The organism is Candidatus Nanopelagicus limnes (genome assembly GCF_002287885.2).
Taxonomy (GTDB): Bacteria; Actinomycetota; Actinomycetes; order Nanopelagicales; family Nanopelagicaceae; genus Nanopelagicus; species Nanopelagicus limnae.
This window is the reverse complement of sequence record NZ_CP016768.2, coordinates 1,084,023-1,101,259: the sequence shown is the minus strand read 5'-3', so window position 1 is coordinate 1,101,259 and position 17,237 is coordinate 1,084,023. Positions and strand designations below refer to the sequence as shown.

Annotated in this window: 30 protein-coding genes; all 30 read left to right on the top strand. The window is 44.7% G+C overall.

Going from position 1 to position 17,237, the window contains the following annotated elements:
• Positions 1 to 9: 9 nt before the first annotated feature.
• Positions 10 to 2,112, top strand: coding sequence for an elongation factor G (gene fusA / locus B1s21122_RS05660; protein ID WP_095680227.1), 2,103 nt, complete (start codon positions 10 to 12; stop codon positions 2,110 to 2,112).
• A gap of 61 nt (positions 2,113 to 2,173) precedes the next feature.
• Entirely contained in the window at positions 2,174 to 3,367 is a 1,194-nt protein-coding gene (gene tuf, locus B1s21122_RS05655; protein WP_095680228.1) for an elongation factor Tu, read from the top strand.
• A gap of 92 nt (positions 3,368 to 3,459) precedes the next feature.
• Complete coding sequence (rpsJ, locus tag B1s21122_RS05650) at positions 3,460 to 3,768, top strand: 30S ribosomal protein S10 (protein WP_009611834.1); 309 nt, start codon at positions 3,460 to 3,462, stop codon at positions 3,766 to 3,768.
• Between the two features lie 12 nt (positions 3,769 to 3,780).
• On the top strand, positions 3,781 to 4,476 hold the full coding sequence (gene rplC / locus B1s21122_RS05645) for a 50S ribosomal protein L3 (RefSeq protein WP_095680229.1): 696 nt from the start codon (positions 3,781 to 3,783) through the stop codon (positions 4,474 to 4,476).
• A complete protein-coding gene (gene rplD / locus B1s21122_RS05640; protein ID WP_095680230.1) occupies positions 4,476 to 5,153 on the top strand; it encodes a 50S ribosomal protein L4 in 678 nt (225 codons plus the stop codon). Before rplC ends, rplD begins: the two co-directional genes overlap by 1 nt.
• Positions 5,150 to 5,443 carry a 50S ribosomal protein L23 gene (gene rplW, locus B1s21122_RS05635; protein ID WP_009611837.1) on the top strand — a complete coding sequence of 98 codons (294 nt, stop codon included), beginning with the start codon at positions 5,150 to 5,152 and terminating at the stop codon, positions 5,441 to 5,443. The genes rplD and rplW overlap by 4 nt, the downstream gene beginning before the upstream one ends.
• Before the next feature lie 39 nt (positions 5,444 to 5,482).
• Complete coding sequence (gene rplB / locus B1s21122_RS05630) at positions 5,483 to 6,316, top strand: 50S ribosomal protein L2 (RefSeq protein ID WP_095680231.1); 834 nt, start codon at positions 5,483 to 5,485, stop codon at positions 6,314 to 6,316.
• Between the two features lie 14 nt (positions 6,317 to 6,330).
• Complete coding sequence (gene rpsS / locus B1s21122_RS05625) at positions 6,331 to 6,615, top strand: 30S ribosomal protein S19 (protein ID WP_009611839.1); 285 nt, start codon at positions 6,331 to 6,333, stop codon at positions 6,613 to 6,615.
• Positions 6,608 to 7,186 (top strand): 50S ribosomal protein L22, encoded by a 579-nt coding sequence (gene rplV / locus B1s21122_RS06475; RefSeq protein ID WP_095680232.1) that lies wholly within the window; start codon positions 6,608 to 6,610, stop codon positions 7,184 to 7,186. Before rpsS ends, rplV begins: the two co-directional genes overlap by 8 nt.
• The gene (rpsC, locus tag B1s21122_RS05615) at positions 7,187 to 7,981 is read left to right on the top strand and encodes a 30S ribosomal protein S3 (RefSeq protein WP_095680233.1); all 795 of its coding nucleotides are present in this window, start codon (positions 7,187 to 7,189) and stop codon (positions 7,979 to 7,981) included.
• Entirely contained in the window at positions 7,981 to 8,394 is a 414-nt protein-coding gene (gene rplP / locus B1s21122_RS05610; RefSeq protein WP_009612133.1) for a 50S ribosomal protein L16, read from the top strand. The genes rpsC and rplP overlap by 1 nt, the downstream gene beginning before the upstream one ends.
• The gene (rpmC, locus tag B1s21122_RS05605) at positions 8,394 to 8,609 is read left to right on the top strand and encodes a 50S ribosomal protein L29 (protein ID WP_009612134.1); all 216 of its coding nucleotides are present in this window, start codon (positions 8,394 to 8,396) and stop codon (positions 8,607 to 8,609) included. Before rplP ends, rpmC begins: the two co-directional genes overlap by 1 nt.
• Positions 8,606 to 8,890 carry a 30S ribosomal protein S17 gene (rpsQ, locus tag B1s21122_RS05600; protein ID WP_095680234.1) on the top strand — a complete coding sequence of 95 codons (285 nt, stop codon included), beginning with the start codon at positions 8,606 to 8,608 and terminating at the stop codon, positions 8,888 to 8,890. Before rpmC ends, rpsQ begins: the two co-directional genes overlap by 4 nt.
• Positions 8,891 to 8,899: 9 nt before the next feature.
• A complete protein-coding gene (gene rplN / locus B1s21122_RS05595) occupies positions 8,900 to 9,268 on the top strand; it encodes a 50S ribosomal protein L14 (protein ID WP_009612136.1) in 369 nt (122 codons plus the stop codon).
• Between the two features lie 2 nt (positions 9,269 to 9,270).
• Positions 9,271 to 9,588 (top strand): 50S ribosomal protein L24, encoded by a 318-nt coding sequence (rplX, locus tag B1s21122_RS05590; RefSeq protein ID WP_095680235.1) that lies wholly within the window; start codon positions 9,271 to 9,273, stop codon positions 9,586 to 9,588.
• The gene (gene rplE, locus B1s21122_RS05585) at positions 9,588 to 10,145 is read left to right on the top strand and encodes a 50S ribosomal protein L5 (RefSeq protein ID WP_095680236.1); all 558 of its coding nucleotides are present in this window, start codon (positions 9,588 to 9,590) and stop codon (positions 10,143 to 10,145) included. Before rplX ends, rplE begins: the two co-directional genes overlap by 1 nt.
• A 15-nt stretch (positions 10,146 to 10,160) precedes the next feature.
• Positions 10,161 to 10,346 carry a type Z 30S ribosomal protein S14 gene (locus tag B1s21122_RS05580; protein ID WP_095680237.1) on the top strand — a complete coding sequence of 62 codons (186 nt, stop codon included), beginning with the start codon at positions 10,161 to 10,163 and terminating at the stop codon, positions 10,344 to 10,346.
• A gap of 79 nt (positions 10,347 to 10,425) precedes the next feature.
• Complete coding sequence (rpsH, locus tag B1s21122_RS05575) at positions 10,426 to 10,830, top strand: 30S ribosomal protein S8 (RefSeq protein WP_095680238.1); 405 nt, start codon at positions 10,426 to 10,428, stop codon at positions 10,828 to 10,830.
• A 4-nt stretch (positions 10,831 to 10,834) separates the two neighbouring features.
• A complete protein-coding gene (gene rplF, locus B1s21122_RS05570; RefSeq protein ID WP_095680239.1) occupies positions 10,835 to 11,374 on the top strand; it encodes a 50S ribosomal protein L6 in 540 nt (179 codons plus the stop codon).
• Positions 11,374 to 11,751, top strand: coding sequence for a 50S ribosomal protein L18 (gene rplR, locus B1s21122_RS05565; RefSeq protein WP_095680240.1), 378 nt, complete (start codon positions 11,374 to 11,376; stop codon positions 11,749 to 11,751). The genes rplF and rplR overlap by 1 nt, the downstream gene beginning before the upstream one ends.
• Positions 11,751 to 12,374, top strand: a complete 624-nt coding sequence (rpsE, locus tag B1s21122_RS05560) for a 30S ribosomal protein S5 (RefSeq protein WP_095680241.1) — start codon at positions 11,751 to 11,753, stop codon at positions 12,372 to 12,374. The genes rplR and rpsE overlap by 1 nt, the downstream gene beginning before the upstream one ends.
• The gene (gene rpmD, locus B1s21122_RS05555) at positions 12,374 to 12,556 is read left to right on the top strand and encodes a 50S ribosomal protein L30 (RefSeq protein WP_095680242.1); all 183 of its coding nucleotides are present in this window, start codon (positions 12,374 to 12,376) and stop codon (positions 12,554 to 12,556) included. The genes rpsE and rpmD overlap by 1 nt, the downstream gene beginning before the upstream one ends.
• A gap of 2 nt (positions 12,557 to 12,558) precedes the next feature.
• Positions 12,559 to 12,999, top strand: coding sequence for a 50S ribosomal protein L15 (gene rplO / locus B1s21122_RS05550; RefSeq protein WP_095680243.1), 441 nt, complete (start codon positions 12,559 to 12,561; stop codon positions 12,997 to 12,999).
• 31 nt (positions 13,000 to 13,030) lie between these two features.
• The gene (secY, locus tag B1s21122_RS05545) at positions 13,031 to 14,326 is read left to right on the top strand and encodes a preprotein translocase subunit SecY (protein ID WP_095680244.1); all 1,296 of its coding nucleotides are present in this window, start codon (positions 13,031 to 13,033) and stop codon (positions 14,324 to 14,326) included.
• A complete protein-coding gene (locus B1s21122_RS05540) occupies positions 14,326 to 14,967 on the top strand; it encodes an adenylate kinase (protein ID WP_095680245.1) in 642 nt (213 codons plus the stop codon). The genes secY and B1s21122_RS05540 overlap by 1 nt, the downstream gene beginning before the upstream one ends.
• A gap of 5 nt (positions 14,968 to 14,972) precedes the next feature.
• Positions 14,973 to 15,782: a type I methionyl aminopeptidase gene (gene map / locus B1s21122_RS05535; RefSeq protein WP_095680246.1), complete on the top strand. Its 810-nt coding sequence runs from the start codon at positions 14,973 to 14,975 to the stop codon at positions 15,780 to 15,782.
• 131 nt (positions 15,783 to 15,913) lie between these two features.
• Complete coding sequence (gene infA / locus B1s21122_RS05530; protein ID WP_009612149.1) at positions 15,914 to 16,135, top strand: translation initiation factor IF-1; 222 nt, start codon at positions 15,914 to 15,916, stop codon at positions 16,133 to 16,135.
• A gap of 35 nt (positions 16,136 to 16,170) precedes the next feature.
• On the top strand, positions 16,171 to 16,284 hold the full coding sequence (gene rpmJ, locus B1s21122_RS05525; RefSeq protein WP_034266058.1) for a 50S ribosomal protein L36: 114 nt from the start codon (positions 16,171 to 16,173) through the stop codon (positions 16,282 to 16,284).
• A gap of 135 nt (positions 16,285 to 16,419) precedes the next feature.
• Positions 16,420 to 16,797 (top strand): 30S ribosomal protein S13, encoded by a 378-nt coding sequence (gene rpsM / locus B1s21122_RS05520; protein ID WP_009612150.1) that lies wholly within the window; start codon positions 16,420 to 16,422, stop codon positions 16,795 to 16,797.
• On the top strand, positions 16,797 to 17,228 hold the full coding sequence (gene rpsK, locus B1s21122_RS05515) for a 30S ribosomal protein S11 (RefSeq protein WP_095680247.1): 432 nt from the start codon (positions 16,797 to 16,799) through the stop codon (positions 17,226 to 17,228). Before rpsM ends, rpsK begins: the two co-directional genes overlap by 1 nt.
• The last annotated feature ends 9 nt before the right edge of the window (positions 17,229 to 17,237 follow it).

Sequence of the window (17,237 nt, the reverse complement as noted above, 5' to 3'; positions counted from 1 at the left end):
GAGAAGAAAATGACAGTTGCAACCGCAATTGATCTAGCCAAGGTTCGCAATATTGGAATCATGGCTCACATTGACGCGGGTAAAACTACGACAACTGAGCGAATTCTTTTCTACACCGGAATCAATTACAAAATTGGTGAGGTTCATGAGGGCGCAGCCACTATGGACTGGATGGAACAAGAGCAAGAGCGTGGAATCACTATTACATCTGCAGCAACGACCTGCCATTGGAAAGATCACATGATTAACATCATTGATACACCTGGCCACGTAGATTTCACTGTTGAGGTAGAACGTTCTCTTCGAGTACTAGATGGCGCAGTTGCAGTATTTGATGGTGTTGCTGGTGTTGAGCCACAATCTGAAACAGTTTGGCGTCAAGCAGATCGTTATAACGTTCCTCGCATTTGTTTTGTTAATAAGTTAGATAGAACCGGTGCATCATTTGATCGTTGCGTAGACATGATCAAGTCACGTCTTAATGCCACACCACTAGTACTACAGATTCCAATTGGCGCAGAAGGTGATTTCTCTGGCGTTGTGGATTTAGTTGCAATGAAGGCACTTGTTTGGCCGGGTGAGACTAAGAAGGGTGAAGATTATTTAATTGAAGAGATCCCAGCTAACTTAGCTGAGAAAGCAAAGCAAGCACGTCATGAATTACTTGAGACCCTTGCTGATTGCGATGATGTTGTAATGGAGAAGTACCTTGAGGGTGCTGAGTTAACTGAAGAAGAAATTATTGCTGGAATCCGTCGCGCAACCCTTGCAGACAAAGCAACACCAGTTCTTACTGGTTCTGCATTTAAGAACAAGGGTGTGCAGCCAATGCTTGATGCGGTAAATCGTTACCTACCAAGCCCACTTGATGTAAAAGCAATTGTTGGACACAAGCAAGGAGATCCAACAGTTGAAATTGAACGTCAACCAAAAAATGATGAGCCGTTCTCAGCCCTTGCTTTTAAAATTATGCGAGATCCCCATCTAGGTAAGTTAACTTTCGTTCGGATTTACTCCGGCTCACTAACAGCTGGAACTGCAGTACTTAACTCAACTAAAGATAGAAAAGAAAGAATTGGAAAGATTTATCAGATGCACGCTAACAAGCGTGAGGAGATGGAATCAGCCGGCGCCGGAATGATTATTGCGGTTATGGGTCTTAAGGACACCACCACCGGTGAAACATTATGTGATGTTGATAAACCAGTAATTCTAGAATCAATGGATTTCCCAGCTCCAGTTATCTCAGTAGCTATCGAACCTAAGACCAAGGCAGATCAAGAAAAACTTGGCGTTGCAATTCAATCATTAGCTGAAGAAGATCCAACCTTCCATGTTAAATCAGATGAAGAAACTGGCCAGACAATTATTTCTGGAATGGGAGAGCTTCACTTAGAAATTTTAGTTGACCGTATGAAGCGTGAATTTAAAGTAGAGGCAAATGTTGGTAAGCCACAGGTGGCATACCGCGAAACTCTTCGCAAAACAGTTTCTCGTTATGACTACACCCACAAGAAGCAATCTGGTGGTTCTGGACAGTTTGCAAAGATTCAGATTTCAGTAGAGCCACTTCCAACCGGTTCTGAAAATCCTTATGAATTCGTAAACAAGATCACTGGCGGTCGTATTCCTAAGGAGTACATCCCATCTGTTGATGATGGTTGCCAGGAAGCACTCGCTAGTGGACCACTTGCTGGTTATCCATTAGTTGATGTGAAAGTAACTCTTCTTGATGGTGCCTACCATGATGTTGACTCATCAGAGTTGGCCTTCAAGATTGCTGGAATCGCAGCATTTAAGGAAGCAGCAAAACTTGCTGGTCCTGTTCTGCTGGAACCAGTTATGTCGGTCGAAGTTATTACCCCTGAAGATTTCATGGGTGATGTCATCGGTGACATTAATAGTCGTCGTGGTCAAATCTTGGCCATGGATGAGCGGTCAGGTGCCCGGATTGTTAAGGCAACAGTGCCACTGTCAGAGATGTTCGGCTACGTCGGAGATCTTCGCAGCAGGACACAAGGTCGCGCGAGCTACAGCATGCAATTTGATTCGTATGCCGAAGTTCCACAAGCGGTATCGAAAGAAATCATTGCAAAGGTTCGCGGCGAGTAAAACCGCAACGACCAGAGCGAAAATCCGAAATAACTACTAACAGCTAAAACAGGAGGAAAAAGTGACAAAGGCGAAGTTCGAGCGGACCAAACCGCACGTAAACATCGGCACCATCGGTCACATTGACCACGGTAAGACAACTCTTACTGCGGCAATTTCCAAGGTGCTTCATGACAAGTTCCCGGATGTAAATCCGCTGATGAATTTTGATCAAATTGATAAGGCGCCGGAAGAGCGTCAACGCGGTATTACTATTTCTATCGCACACATTGAGTACCAAACAGAGAAGCGTCACTACGCACACGTTGACTGTCCAGGACACGCTGACTACATCAAGAACATGATCACTGGTGCAGCACAGATGGACGGCGCAATTTTGGTAGTAGCTGCAACTGATGGTCCAATGCCACAAACTAAGGAGCACGTACTACTTGCTCGTCAGGTAGGCGTTCCTTCAATCGTTGTTGCATTAAACAAGTCAGACATGGTTGATGATGCTGAAATTCTTGAGCTTGTTGAAATGGAAGTTCGTGAACTTCTAAACAAGTATGAGTTCCCAGGAGATACAACCCCAATCGTTCGCATTTCAGCACTTAAGGCACTTGAGGGTGACCAGAAGTGGGTAGATGCGCTGCTTGAGTTGATGAATCAAGTTGATAGCTTCATTCCACAACCAGAGCGTGAAACCGATAAGCCATTCCTAATGCCAGTAGAAGATGTATTTACAATTACTGGTCGCGGAACTGTTGTTACTGGTCGTATCGAGCGCGGAATTGTTAAGGTCAACGAAGAGGTTGAAATCGTTGGTATCCGTCCAGATGCACAAAAGACAATTGTTACTGGCGTTGAAATGTTCCGTAAGTTACTTGATGAGGGTCAGGCTGGCGAAAACGTTGGTCTACTTCTTCGTGGAACTAAGCGTGAAGATGTTGAGCGTGGTCAGGTTGTTTGTAAGCCTGGGTCAATTACACCTCACACAGATTTCGAAGCCTCTGCATACATCCTTTCAAAGGATGAGGGTGGTCGTCACACACCATTCTTTAACAACTACCGTCCTCAGTTCTACTTCCGTACAACGGATGTAACAGGTGTTGTAACACTTCCTTCTGGTACTGAAATGGTTATGCCTGGCGATAACACCGCTATGACTGTAACTCTTATTCAGCCAGTTGCGATGGAAGAGGGACTTCGCTTTGCGATCCGTGAAGGTGGCCGCACCGTTGGCGCTGGTCGCGTAACAAAGATCGTTAAGTAAGAAAAAACTAAGAATTATTTCTGGGCTGCTTTAAATAGTGGCCCAGAAATAACTAAAAAGATTTAACTAGTAAACGAAGAAGGAGAAGCAAAATGGCCGGACAAAAGATCCGCATTAGGCTTAAGGCGTATGACCACGAGGTGATTGACACTTCAGCGAAGAAAATCGTTGAAACTGTTGAGCGCACTGGTGCTACCGTCGCAGGCCCAGTTCCGCTGCCTACTGAGAAAAACACTTACTGTGTTATTCGCTCTCCACACAAATATAAAGATAGCCGCGAGCACTTCGAGATGCGCACACATAAGCGCCTAATCGACATCATCGATCCAACACCTAAAACTGTTGATTCATTGATGCGTCTTGATTTACCAGCTGGCGTTGACATTGAGATCAAGCTCTAAGGGAATATAAAAATGACAACTACGCAATCAAGATCATCTGCCATTAAAGGCATCTTGGGTACGAAGCTGGGCATGACTCAAGTTTTTGATTCCCAAAATAAAATTGTGCCAGTAACTGTTATTGAGGCTGGCCCATGTGTTGTTACTCAAATCCGCACTCTTGAAAAAGATGGTTACACCGCTGTGCAATTAGCATTTGGTGCGATTGAGCCACGTAAAATTTCAAAGCCACTTGCTGGTCAGTTTGCAAAGGCTGGTGTTACACCACGTGCTGAGGTTGCTGAACTTCGCATTTCTTCAACTGATGGTTATTCAGTAGGACAAGAATTAAAGGCTGATGTATTTGCAGCTGGTGAGATTGTTGATGCCACTGGTACATCAAAAGGTAAGGGAACTGCTGGTGTTATGAAGCGCCATGGTTTCTCTGGAATTGGCGCAGCCCACGGTGTGGATAAGAAGCACCGTATGTCAGGATCTATCGGTAACCGAACTACACCAGGACGCGTGTTTAAAGGTAAGCGAATGATGGGTCGAATGGGTATTGACACTGTTACTACACAAAATCTTTTGGTGCACTCAGTTGATGCCACAACTAACAAGATTTTAGTTCGTGGATCAGTGCCTGGCGCAATTGGTGCCACAGTATTTATTCGTACAGCAGCAAAGATGACTGCGGCAGAAACTGTTGATACAAAGGTTGGTGCCTAATGTCATTAAAGATTGAAGTTAAAGATATTGCTGGTAAAGCAACTGGTTCAATTGATCTGCCAGCAGCAATATTTGATGTGCAGGCAAATGTGCCATTAATTCACCAAGTAGTCGTTGCGCAATTAGCAGCAGCTCGCGCTGGAACTCACAAGACTAAAAACCGTGGTGAAGTTTCTGGTGGTGGAAAGAAGCCATTTAAGCAAAAGGGAACTGGTCGCGCTCGTCAGGGTTCAACTCGTTCACCAAACCAACGTCATGGTGGAGTAGCACATGGTCCAGTACCTCGTAAGTATGACCAACGCACACCAAAGAAAATGATTGCAGCAGCGCTTAAGGGTGTTCTTTCAGATCGCCAACGCGCTTCTCGCATCCATGCAGTTAGTGGAATTGTGGAGGCAACTACAACTAAGGCTGCCATTAATGCAGTTCGCCAATTTTCTGATCGTAAGAATTTGTTAGTTGTGTTATCACGAACTGAGAATGCAGCTTGGCTTGCTCTTAGAAATCATGATGATCTGCACTTAATCGTTAATGATCAATTAAATGCCTACGATGTTTTAGTTTCCGATGATGTGATTTTCTCTGAGGGTGCTCTTCGTGACTTTATTGCAGGTCCTGCAACTGGCAAAGGTGCAACTGCGGTTGCCCGTGAGAGTGAAGTAGGAGTATCTGCATGAAAAACTATCGCGATGTATTACTAGCACCAGTGGTTTCTGAGAAGTCTTACTCATTGCTAGATGGCAATAAGTACACATTCTTAGTAGCTCCGGATGCGAATAAAACTGAGATCAAGATTGCAGTTGAAAAAGTTTTTGGCGTAAAGGTATTAAGTGTTAACACCATGAACCGTGAGGGTAAGCGCAAGCGAACTGCAATCGGTTTTGGAAAGCGTAAAGATACAAAGCGTGCAATTGTGCACGTGGCAGCCGGACAACGGATCGACATCTTTGGAGGACCGGTCTCCTAAGCGGAGATTGGGACTTAATTAGGAATAGGGAGAAGATAAATGGCACTGCGTAATCTCAAGCCGACCACACCTGGTCAGCGCGGAGCAAGCGTTCCTGATTTTGAAGAGATCACTCGTCAAAAGCCAGAGAAATCTTTAGTTCGCCCAATTAATTCCAAGGGTGGCCGTAACGCAACTGGTCGAGTAACTATGCGCCATCAAGGTGGCGGACATAAGCGCGCCTATCGTTTAATTGATTTTGTTCGTAATGATAAAGATGGTGTTCCAGCAAAGGTTGCTCAAATTGAATACGATCCAAACCGAACTGCAAACATTGCATTGCTTCACTTTGCCGATGGCGAGAAGCGTTACATCATTGCACCAGAGGGCTTAACTCAAGGTGCGGCAATTGAAAACGGAGCTTCAGCTGATATTAAGCCAGGCAATAACTTGCCACTTCGTAATATTCCAGTTGGAACAATGATTCATGCAATTGAACTTCGTCCAGGTGGTGGCGCCAAGATTGGTCGCTCTGCTGGATCTGCAGTTCAGCTAGTTGCAAAAGATGGACCATACGCACAACTTCGTATGCCATCAGGTGAAATTAGAAATGTTGATGTTCGTTGCCGTGCAACTGTTGGCACAGTTGGTAATGCTGAACAATCAAATAGAAATTATGGAAAAGCTGGACGTATGCGATGGAAGGGCAAGCGCCCATCTGTTCGTGGTGTTGTTATGAACCCAGTTGATCACCCACATGGTGGTGGTGAAGGTAAAACTTCTGGTGGTCGTCACCCAGTTTCACCTTGGGGTCTACCTGAAAAGCGCACTCGTAAAAAGAAGGCTAGTGATTCTTTAATTGTCCGTCGTCGCAAGTCCAATAAGAAGAGATAAGGGGGGATCTTAAGATGCCACGTAGTTTAAAGAAGGGTCCTTTCGTTGATCTTCATCTATCTAAAAAGGTAGAGGAACAAAATGCGAAGAACACTAAGAATGTTATTAAAACTTGGTCACGTCGCTCAATGATTACACCAGACATGATTGGTCACACCATTGCAGTTCATGATGGTCGCAAGCATGTGCCAGTTTTTGTTACCGAAGCAATGATCGGTCACAAGCTTGGTGAGTTTTCACCAACTCGTACCTTCAAAGGTCACTCTCGTGCTGATGGAAAGGCGGTAGTAAGTGAGTAACATCGATACTACCTCGGCGATAATTTCACGCGCAGTTTTGCGTGACTTCCGCTCCACACCACAAAAAGCACGTCGTGTTGTAAATCTTGTTCGTGGCAAGCGTGCTGATGAAGCACTTAACATGATGAAGTTTGCTAACCAGCCAGAGCTGGGCGCTGCGATTTATTCATTAATTGCCTCCGCCGTAGCAAATGCAAAGCAAAAGAATCCATCACTTCGAGATGCATCTGAGCTTTGGGTTGTTGAAGCATTAGTTGATGAAGGCTTCACTATGAAGCGCTACCGTCCACGTGCACAAGGCCGCGGCTTTGCAATCAATAAGAGATCATCCCAGGTAACTGTTGTTCTATCTGATGATAAGAACCTTCGTACAAATAAGAATTTGAAAGCTTCACAGATGCAAAAGCCAAAGGCACTAAGAAAGCCGGCGATAATTGTTGATAAGGCTGCGCCAAGTAAGGCAGCTGATTCATTATCTGAAAAGCCAGTAGCAAAGAAGGCAGTGGCTAAAAAGGCAACTGCTAAAAAAGCACCAGCCAAAAAGGCTGCATCTAAAGGGAAGGCCGAGTAAATGGGTCAAAAGATAAATCCACACGGCTTCCGTCTTGGAATTACAACTGATTTCAAATCACGTTGGTATGCCGACAAACTTTACGGTGCCTATGTTAAAGAGGACATCCTGATTCGAAAGCTTATGGCTAAGAAGATGGAAAGAGCTGGCGTATCTAAAATTGAGATTGAGCGAACACGTGAAAAGGTTCGAATCGATCTATTTACTGCTCGTCCTGGAATTGTTATTGGTCGTCGTGGTCAAGAGGCAGACAAGCTTCGAATTGATCTAGAAAACCTAACTGGTAAGCAGGTTCAATTAAATATTCTTGAAGTTAAGAATCCTGAAACTGATGCGCAATTAGTAGCCCAAGGAATTGCTGAGCAATTAGCAGCTCGTGTTTCATTCCGTCGTGCGATGCGTAAGGGAATGCAAACTGCATTAAAAGCAGGAGCAGAAGGAATTCGTGTGCAGTGCGGTGGTCGTCTTGGCGGAGCTGAAATGAGCCGTTCTGAGTTCTATCGTGAGGGCAGAGTTCCACTACATACTCTTCGTGCTGATATTGATTACGGTTTTGCAGAAGCGCACACAACATTTGGTCGCTTAGGAGTTAAGGTTTGGATTTATAAGGGTGAGGTTATTGAATCTCGCGCCGAGCGTGCTGCTTCAGCTTTAGCTGCTGCAAAAGCTCCAAAACCAAATCGGACAAACCGCGCACCACGCGCACCACGTGGTGAGGTAACAACAACCACTGTTGCTGAGCGTGCTGCCGCAGCTGATTCTGCTGTGACTCCTACTGAGAGCGGAGCTAACTAATGTTAATTCCACGTCGCGTTAAGCATCGTAAACAACATCACCCAAAGCGTGCTGGAAAATCAAAGGGCGGAACAACTGTTGCCTTTGGTGATTACGGTGTGCAGGCGATGGAGCCAGCGTATGTAACTAACCGCCAAATTGAAGCGGCTCGTATTGCAATGACACGTCACATCAAGCGTGGTGGAAAGGTTTGGATCAATATCTATCCAGATCGTCCATTAACAAAGAAGCCAGCTGAAACTCGTATGGGTTCAGGTAAAGGATCTCCTGAGTGGTGGATTGCAAACGTTAAGCCAGGCCGAGTTATGTTTGAAATTTCAGGTGTAACAGAGGCTGTCGCAACTGAGGCAATGACACGTGCAATGCACAAGTTGCCAATGAAGTGCCGAGTTGTTCGCCGAGAGGAGTTCTAATGTCAACGACTACTGCTGAAACATTACGTGCTAGTTCAACTGATGAGTTGAATGAAAAGCTACGTGAGGCGAAGGAAGAGTTATTCAACCTACGTTTCCAAGCAGCAACTGGCCAATTAGAAAACCATGGTCGATTAACTGCCGTGCGTAAAGAGATTGCCCGGATTTACACAATTTTACGTGAACGTGAACTAGGGATTGGAGTGAGCGCATGAGTAAAGAAAAAGCATCAGCTAATTCTGTAGAGCGTCCATTCCGTAAAACTCGTGAAGGAATCGTTACTAGCGACAAGATGAATAAGACTGTCGTAGTTTCAATTCAAGATCGAATCAAGCACGGCATGTATAGCAAAGTTTTGACTCGCTCTCGCAAGTTAAAAGCTCACGATGAAAGCAACTCAGCTGGCATCGGCGATCGCGTTTTAATCATGGAAACTCGTCCACTATCAGCAACAAAGCGCTGGCGTGTGGTTGAGATTCTTGAGAAGGCCAAGTAAGGGGCAAAAATGATTCAACAAGAGTCACGCTTACGCGTTGCCGATAACACCGGCGCAAAGGAATTACTTTGCATCCGTGTGCTCGGTGGCTCATCACGTCGCTATGCAGGTATTGGCGACATCATTGTTTGCTCTGTTAAGGATGCAATTCCTGGTGGCCAGGTTAAGAAGGGTGAAGTAGTTAAAGCTGTCATCGTTCGTACCGTGAAGGAGAACCGTCGTGCTGATGGTTCATATATTCGTTTTGATGAGAATGCTGCAGTAATTGTTAAAGATGATGGTGAGCCACGTGGCACACGTATCTTCGGACCAGTTGCTCGCGAACTTCGAGATAAGAGATTTATGCGAATTATTTCACTTGCTCCGGAGGTACTATAAAAATGGCGAACATCCGTAAAGGCGATACCGTGCAAGTAATTGCCGGAAAAGATAAGGGCACAACTGGCACCGTACTTTCAGTTGACCGTATCCGCGCACGAGTTTTAGTTGAAGGTGTTAACCGCGTAAAGCGTCACACCAAGGAAACTACCTCTGATCGTGGCGTAAAGGTTGGCGGCATTACCACTGTTGAATCTGCAATTCACCTATCTAATGTGATGTTAGTTGATGGCGATGGCAAGGCAACTCGAATTGGCGCACGTAAAGATGATGCTGGCAAAAATGTTCGCATCTCTCGCCGCTCTGGAAAGGATGCCTAATGTCTACTGATTTAGCACCACGTCTAAAAGGACGTTACAAAGCAGAGATTGCACCAGCTCTTAAAGCCAAGTTTGGTTATAAGAATGTGATGCAAATTCCAACACTTACCAAAGTTGTTGTGAATATGGGTGTTGGCGAAGCAGCTCGCGATTCAAAGTTAATCGAGGGTGCAATTCGCGATCTTGCAACTATTACTGGACAGCGACCACAGGTAACTCGTTCACGTAAATCAATTGCGCAATTTAAACTTCGTGAGAACATGCCAATTGGCGCTCACGTAACACTTCGCAATGATCGTATGTGGGAATTCACCGATCGTCTGCTTTCAATCGCATTGCCACGTATCCGCGACTTCCGTGGACTTTCACCAAAGCAATTTGATGGAAATGGTAATTACACATTTGGTTTAACTGAGCAGGTTGTATTCCCAGAGATCGAACAAGACAAGATCGATCGCACTCGCGGAATGGATATCACTTTAGTTACCACAGCTAAAACTGACGAAGAGGGAAGAGAGTTGCTTCGCGCACTTGGTTTCCCTTTCCGAGAAAATTAAGAGAGGCAACCACAAATGGCAAAGACATCACTGAAGGTAAAAGCTAGCCGTAAACCAAAGTTTAAGGTGCGCGGTTATACAAGATGCCAACGTTGTGGCCGCGTTCAATCGGTCTATCAAAAATTTGGTATTTGCCGTATTTGCTTCCGCGAAATGGCACATGCTGGAGAGTTACCAGGTATCACCAAGGCTTCTTGGTAATACAAAACCCAACTATCAACTACGAAGCAGGTCCGCAAAATTGCGGAAACCATTTCGAGAAAGGCCAGAGGCCAAAGTAATGACAATGACAGATCCGATCGCAGACATGCTTGCACGTTTGCGTAACGCCAACTCGGCTTACCATGACAAGGTTTCCATGCCTTCATCTTCGGTAAAAGCTCGAATTGCGGAGATATTAAAACAAGAGGGATTCATCTCTGGTTTTCATATTGAAAGCAATCCAACTGGGTTTGGCAAAACTCTAGTTTTAGATCTTAAGTTTGGTTCAAACCGCGAGCGATCAATTGCTGGTCTTCGTCGTGTTTCAAAGCCAGGACTTCGCGTTTACGCAAAATCAACCTCACTACCTAAAGTTTTAGGTGGCCTTGGTGTTGCAATTATTTCAACCTCCTCTGGTTTGCTGACAGATAAGCAAGCCAATAAGCAAGGTGTAGGCGGAGAAGTTCTCGCCTACGTATGGTGATCTAATGTCACGTATTGGAAAAATGCCAATCTCAATTCCATCTGGAGTTGAAATAAATGTTGCCGGTCAATCAGTTTCAGTTAAAGGTCCTAAGGGAACATTGACTCATGTACTTGCTGAACCAATTGCAGCTAAGCAAGAGGGTTCAACTCTTACTGTTACTCGCCCAAATGAGACACGTGAAGCACGTTCACTTCATGGCATGTCTCGCACCATGATCTCAAACATGATCGAGGGTGTAACTAAGGGATATAGCAAGAAGATAAATATTGTTGGTGTTGGTTACAAAGTTGCAGCGAAGGGCAAAGACCTTGAGTTCGCACTTGGCTACAGCCATCCAATCAACTTCATTGCTGATGAGGGCATCACATTCAAAATTGATTCCCCAACAGAAATCACAGTTGTTGGTATCAATAAACAATTAGTTGGTGAGACTGCTGCCAAGATTCAAAAACTTCGCAAGGTTGATCCATACAAAGGTAAGGGTCTGCATTTAGAAGGTGCACATATCCGCCGCAAGCAAGGAAAGACAGGTAAGAAATAATGGCTATCGGTTATAAAGTCGTTAAGGGTTCACCAACAAAGGCCCGCGCCCGTCGTCACTTCCGCTTGCGTAAGCGAGTTGTTGGCACAACAGAGCGTCCTCGCTTAGTTGTTTCTCGATCAGCCCGTCACTTATTTGTGCAGGTTGTTGATGATTCAACTTCAAAAACTTTAGCTTCTGCCTCCACAATGGAGAAAGAGTTGCGTGCATTTGCTGGCGATAAAACCGCAAAGGCAAAGCAGGTTGGCGAGTTGATCGCAAAGCGTGCAAAAGAAAAAGGAATTTCTGCTGTGGTCTTTGACCGCGGTGGTAATAAGTTCCACGGCCGTGTTGCAGCAGTTGCAACAAGTGCTCGTGCAAATGGATTGGAGTTCTAATGGCCGGTACACCAGCTACTAACACCGGCGCCCGTGAGGATAAGCCAAAGGGCGGTCGTGAAAAGCGCGAACGTCGTGATGGTGATTTCCAAAAGGAGAAGTCTCCATACACCGAGCGCGTGGTATTTATTAATCGTGTTGCCAAGGTTGTAAAGGGCGGACGTCGTTTCTCCTTTACTGCATTAATTGTTGTTGGCGATGGCAAAGGAATGGTTGGCGTTGGATATGGAAAAGCCAAAGAGGTTCCACAAGCTATTGCTAAGGCAGTTGAAGATGGCAAGAAGAATTTCTTTAAAGTCCCAATTTTAAATGGAACTATTCCACACCCAGTTCAAGGTGAAAAAGCTGCCGGAGTTATTTTGCTTCGCCCAGCATCCCCAGGTACTGGTGTAATCGCTGGTGGCCCAGTTCGTGCAGTACTTGAGTGCGCTGGCATCACAGATGTATTAACAAAATCTTTAGGATCTGGAAATCCAATCAACATGGTGCACGCAACTGCGGCAGCATTGAAGATGTTGGAAAATCCAACTGCGATTGCAGCACGTCGTGGTCGCCCACTTGAAGATGTTGCACCTGCTGCGATTACTCGTTTGATTGCAGAGCAAGTAAAGGTTGGTGCCTAATGCCAAGATTAAAAGTTACTCAAGTTAGATCAAAGGTTGGCAATCCACCTGATCAACGAAACACACTTCGCTCACTTGGTTTGAAGCGAATTGGTGATGTAGTTGTTAAGGAAGATCGACCAGAGATTCGTGGCATGGTTTACGCCGTGCGTCATTTAATTGCAGTTGAGGAGGTTGAATAACAATGGTGCTTAAGGTTCATCATTTACGTCCAGCTCCTGGAGCTAAGAAAGCTAAGACTCGTAAGGGTCGCGGTGAAGCTTCTAAGGGAAAGACAGCTGGTCGAGGCGGCAAAGGAACACGTGCTCGTAACGTGGTTCGTGCTGGATTTGAAGGCGGTCAGTTGCCATTAGTTATGCGCTTGCCAAAACTTCGCGGATTTAAGAATCCAGAAAGAATTGAGTATCAGGCGGTAAATATTTCAACTATTAATTCACTTTACCCAAAGGGTGGAGATGTGACAGTTGAGGATTTAGTTAAGAAGGGTGCAGCCCGTAAGGGTCATCCAGTTAAAGTACTTGGAAACGGTGATATCTCAGTAAAAGTTTCCGTGCTTGCACACGCATTTTCATCATCAGCAACTGCAAAGATTTCAGCTGCTGGCGGATCTGCAAAGACTCTTTAATACTTAAAGATTAGATAGAAGGGAGAAGAACTTGTTAGCAGCATTTGGTAAGGCATTTAAGACACCTGATTTGCGAAAGAAGATAATCTTCACTCTTTCTATCATGGCCCTATTTCGATTGGGTTCAGTAATTCCAACTCCTGGAGTTTCCTATGTGAATGTGCAGGAGTGTTTAGCAACTGCAAACACTGGTGGCTTATTTGGTTTGATCAACCTATTTAGCGGTGGCGCTTTGCTTCAACTTAGCGTTTTTGCTCTAGGCATCATGCCTTACATCACCAGCTCAATTATTGTTCAGTTGTTAACAGTAGTTATCCCTCGTTTTGAAGCTTTAAAGAAAGAGGGACAATCTGGAACTGCCAAGCTAACTCAATACACCCGTTACCTAACTATTGGATTGGCAATCTTGCAATCAACTGGCTTAATTGCGGTGGCAAGAATTGATGGTCGAATTTTCCCAAATTGCGCACTGCCAATTATTCCTGATACCTCATGGCAAAGAATTATCACCATGATCGCAGTTATGACTGCTGGCACATCAGTAATTATGTGGTTAGGTGAATTGATCACCGATCGTGGTGTTGGTAATGGTATGTCGATCTTAATTTTCACATCGATTGCTGCAACATTCCCAGGACAGCTTTGGTCCATCCGCCTACAAAAGGGCTGGTTTGCATTCCTATTTATTATGGCAGTTGGAGTTTTAATCGTTGCAGCAGTTGTGTTCGTAGAGCAGGCGCAACGTCGAATTCCAGTGCAGTATGCAAAGCGTCAAGTAGGACGTCAGCAATACGGTGGAACTAGCACCTATATTCCAATCAAGGTAAACCAATCTGGTGTTATCCCAGTAATTTTTGCCTCCTCACTTTTGTATATCCCTTCTTTGATTGTTAACTTCAGCGGCAGCCAAGCTGGCTGGGCAACTTGGGTTTCAAAGAACTTAGTAAATGGCGATAACTTCTTCTATATCGGCGTCTATGCGTTCTTAATTGTTTTCTTCACCTACTTCTATGTTGCAATTACCTTTAATCCAGATGAGGTTGCCGACAACATGAAGCAGTACGGTGGCTTTATTCCAGGAATTAGAGCTGGTAAGCCAACCTCTGAGTACTTGCAATATGTATTATCAAGAATTACTGCGCCAGGTGCGCTTTATCTTTCAATTGTTGCGATCATTCCATTTATCGCATTAATTTTGTTCCAGGCTTCACAAAACTTCCCATTTGGTGGAACTGCTATTTTGATCGTTGTTGGTGTTGGTCTAGATACTGCCAAGCAGATTGAATCTCAACTACAACAACGTTCCTATGAGGGGTTCTTGCGCTAATGCGATTAATCCTGGTTGGACCACCAGGTGCTGGTAAAGGAACACAAGCAGTTCATCTAGCTGCCCATTACAAAATTCCACATATCTCCACCGGTGATATTTTCCGCGCTAATTTAAAAAATGGCACCGAGCTTGGCAAACAAGCACAAAGTTTCATGGATCGCGGTGAGCTAGTTCCAGACTCTGTTACCAATGAAATGGTTAGAGATCGACTTGGAAATACTGATGTGGCCAATGGCTTCTTACTAGATGGCTTTCCTCGCAATACCAATCAAGCGCAAGTTTTAGATCAAATCTTGGCGGAGAAGAAGATGCCACTGGATGCGGTGTTGGAACTAAAAATTGATAATGCTGAAATTGTTAAACGATTATCTGGCCGTCGCACTTGTCGTGGATGTGGCGTCTCATCCCATGTTGAATTTGAAAAGCCGAAGGTGGCAGGAGTTTGTGATAAATGCCAAGGTGAGCTTTATCAACGCGAGGATGACAAAGAAGAGGTTGTTACTCGACGGCTTGTGATCTATACCGAGCAAACTGCGCCAATTGTTGAGTTTTATAAATCAATCGGGCTATTAAAAATTATTTCAGCCCTTGGTGATGTCTCTGAGATTACCAAAAAAGCTATCTCAGCCTTAGGTTAGTAAATATGGCAATTGAGGTTAAAGATCTATCGCAATTAAAACTAATGCGAAAAGCAGGGTTAGTAGTTGCTGATACTTTGAAATTACTTAAGCAATCTGCCCAAATAGGGATGACTACTTTAGAGCTAGATGAGATTGCCGCAAAGAATTTAGCCAAGCATGGGGCAACATCCTCCTTTTTGGGTTATCACGGATTTCCAGCTGTTATCTGCGCTTCAGTAAATGAAGAGGTAGTGCATGGAATTCCAAATAAAAGAAAACTAGTTTCTGGCGATATTTTATCTATCGATTTTGGTGCGATAGTTGATGGCTGGCATGGTGATGCTGCGATCTCATTTGGTATAGGTGAAATTGAAGAAGCCAATCAAAAGCTAATGGATGTTTGCCAAGAGTCGATGTGGCGAGGAATTGCCGCAGGTAAAAAGGGCGCCAAGCTAACTGATATTTCAGCTGCAATTGAAGGTTATATAAATTCACAAGGTAAGTATGGAATTTTGCGTGAGTATGGTGGTCATGGCATTGGCAGTGCGATGCATCAAGAGCCACATATTTTAAATTTTGGACCAGCAGGCAACGGACCTGAGTTAGTAGTTGGTATGGCACTTGCGATTGAACCAATGATTACCAGAGGTAATGAGCGCACTAAAGTTTTAAGTGATGATTGGACAGTTGTCTCACATGATTCATCAACTGGTGCGCATTTTGAACACACCTACACAATCACTCCAGATGGCAAAATCTTTGTTTTAACTGCTGAAGATGGTGGAAAAGAGCAACTAGCCAGATTGGGTGTTGAAGTCTCAGATTTGCTCTAGATTGGCCCAGATTTCCCCGCATAGATTTGAAGCTCTTTGAGCGGATTTTTCTTTTTTACCCACCCCGCCTAAACTATCCCTCCTGCCTCGCAAGGGGTAAACCTAATTTAGAACAGATAAGTAGGTATCGCTTGGCCAAGAAAGACGGTGCAATTGAAATTGAAGGCACTGTTGCTGAAGCACTACCGAACGCAATGTTCCGAGTTGAGTTAACAAATGGACACAAAGTTTTAGCACATATCAGTGGAAAGATGCGACAGAACTACATTCGTATTTTGCCTGAAGATAAAGTGATCGTAGAACTTAGTCCGTATGACCTCACCAGAGGTCGAATTATTTATCGTTACAAATAAATAATTTTTAATCTTAAGTTGTTAGAAAGGTAATCGTGAAGGTCAAACCTAGCGTGAAAAAGATTTGCGACAAGTGCAAAGTCATTCGTCGTAATGGTCGCGTAATGGTGATCTGCGAAAACCTACGTCATAAACAACGTCAGGGTTAAATAAAAAAACGCGTGATGTAACTTAATTAGGGTCAAACTTAATTAAGACCCTCAGTCCGAAAGGCTGAGGCCAGATAAGAAATTATCTGGAGGCATTGCGAAGGACCTTTCGGATAAAAGAAACAGGTTAGCGATATGGCACGTCTTGTTGGTGTCGATCTTCCCCGCGAAAAGCGCGTTGAGATCGCACTTACCTATATTTTCGGAATGGGACTTACCCGTGCGCAGGCAACTCTCGCTGCTACCGGTATCTCACCAGATATCCGCGTTAAAGATTTACAAGAGCCAGATTTGGCAAAGCTTCGTGAATTCATTGAAGCAAATTACAAAATTGAGGGTGATCTTCGTCGAGAGGTCGCTGGCGACATCCGTCGCAAAGTTGAAATTCAAAGCTACCAAGGATCACGTCACCGTAAGGGATTACCGGTCCGCGGACAACGTACTCACACCAACGCTCGTACTCGCAAGGGTCCACGTGTTGCAATCGCTGGTAAGAAGAAGGAGACCAAGTAATGGCCGCCGAGAAGACTAAACCAGCAAAGGAAGCAGCAAAGGCTGCACCTAAGAAAATTAAAGCACGTAAGAAGGATAAGAAAAATGTTGCCTTCGGACATGCTTACATCAAGAGCACATTCAACAACACCATTGTTTCAATTACCGATCCAGCAGGTGGCGTAATTGCATGGTCATCATCTGGCCAAGTTGGATTTAAAGGTTCTCGTAAATCAACTCCATTTGCTGCGCAAATGGCAGCCGAGGCTGCTGCTCGCAAAGCACAAGAGCATGGTTTAAAGAAGGTTGATGTATTTGTTAAGGGACCTGGTTCAGGCCGGGAAACTGCAATTCGTTCATTACAAGCAGCAGGTCTTGAGGTCGGAGCCATCGCAGATGTAACTCCAGCACCTCATAACGGTTGCCGTCCACGTAAACCACGTCGAGTATAAGGAAAGGGA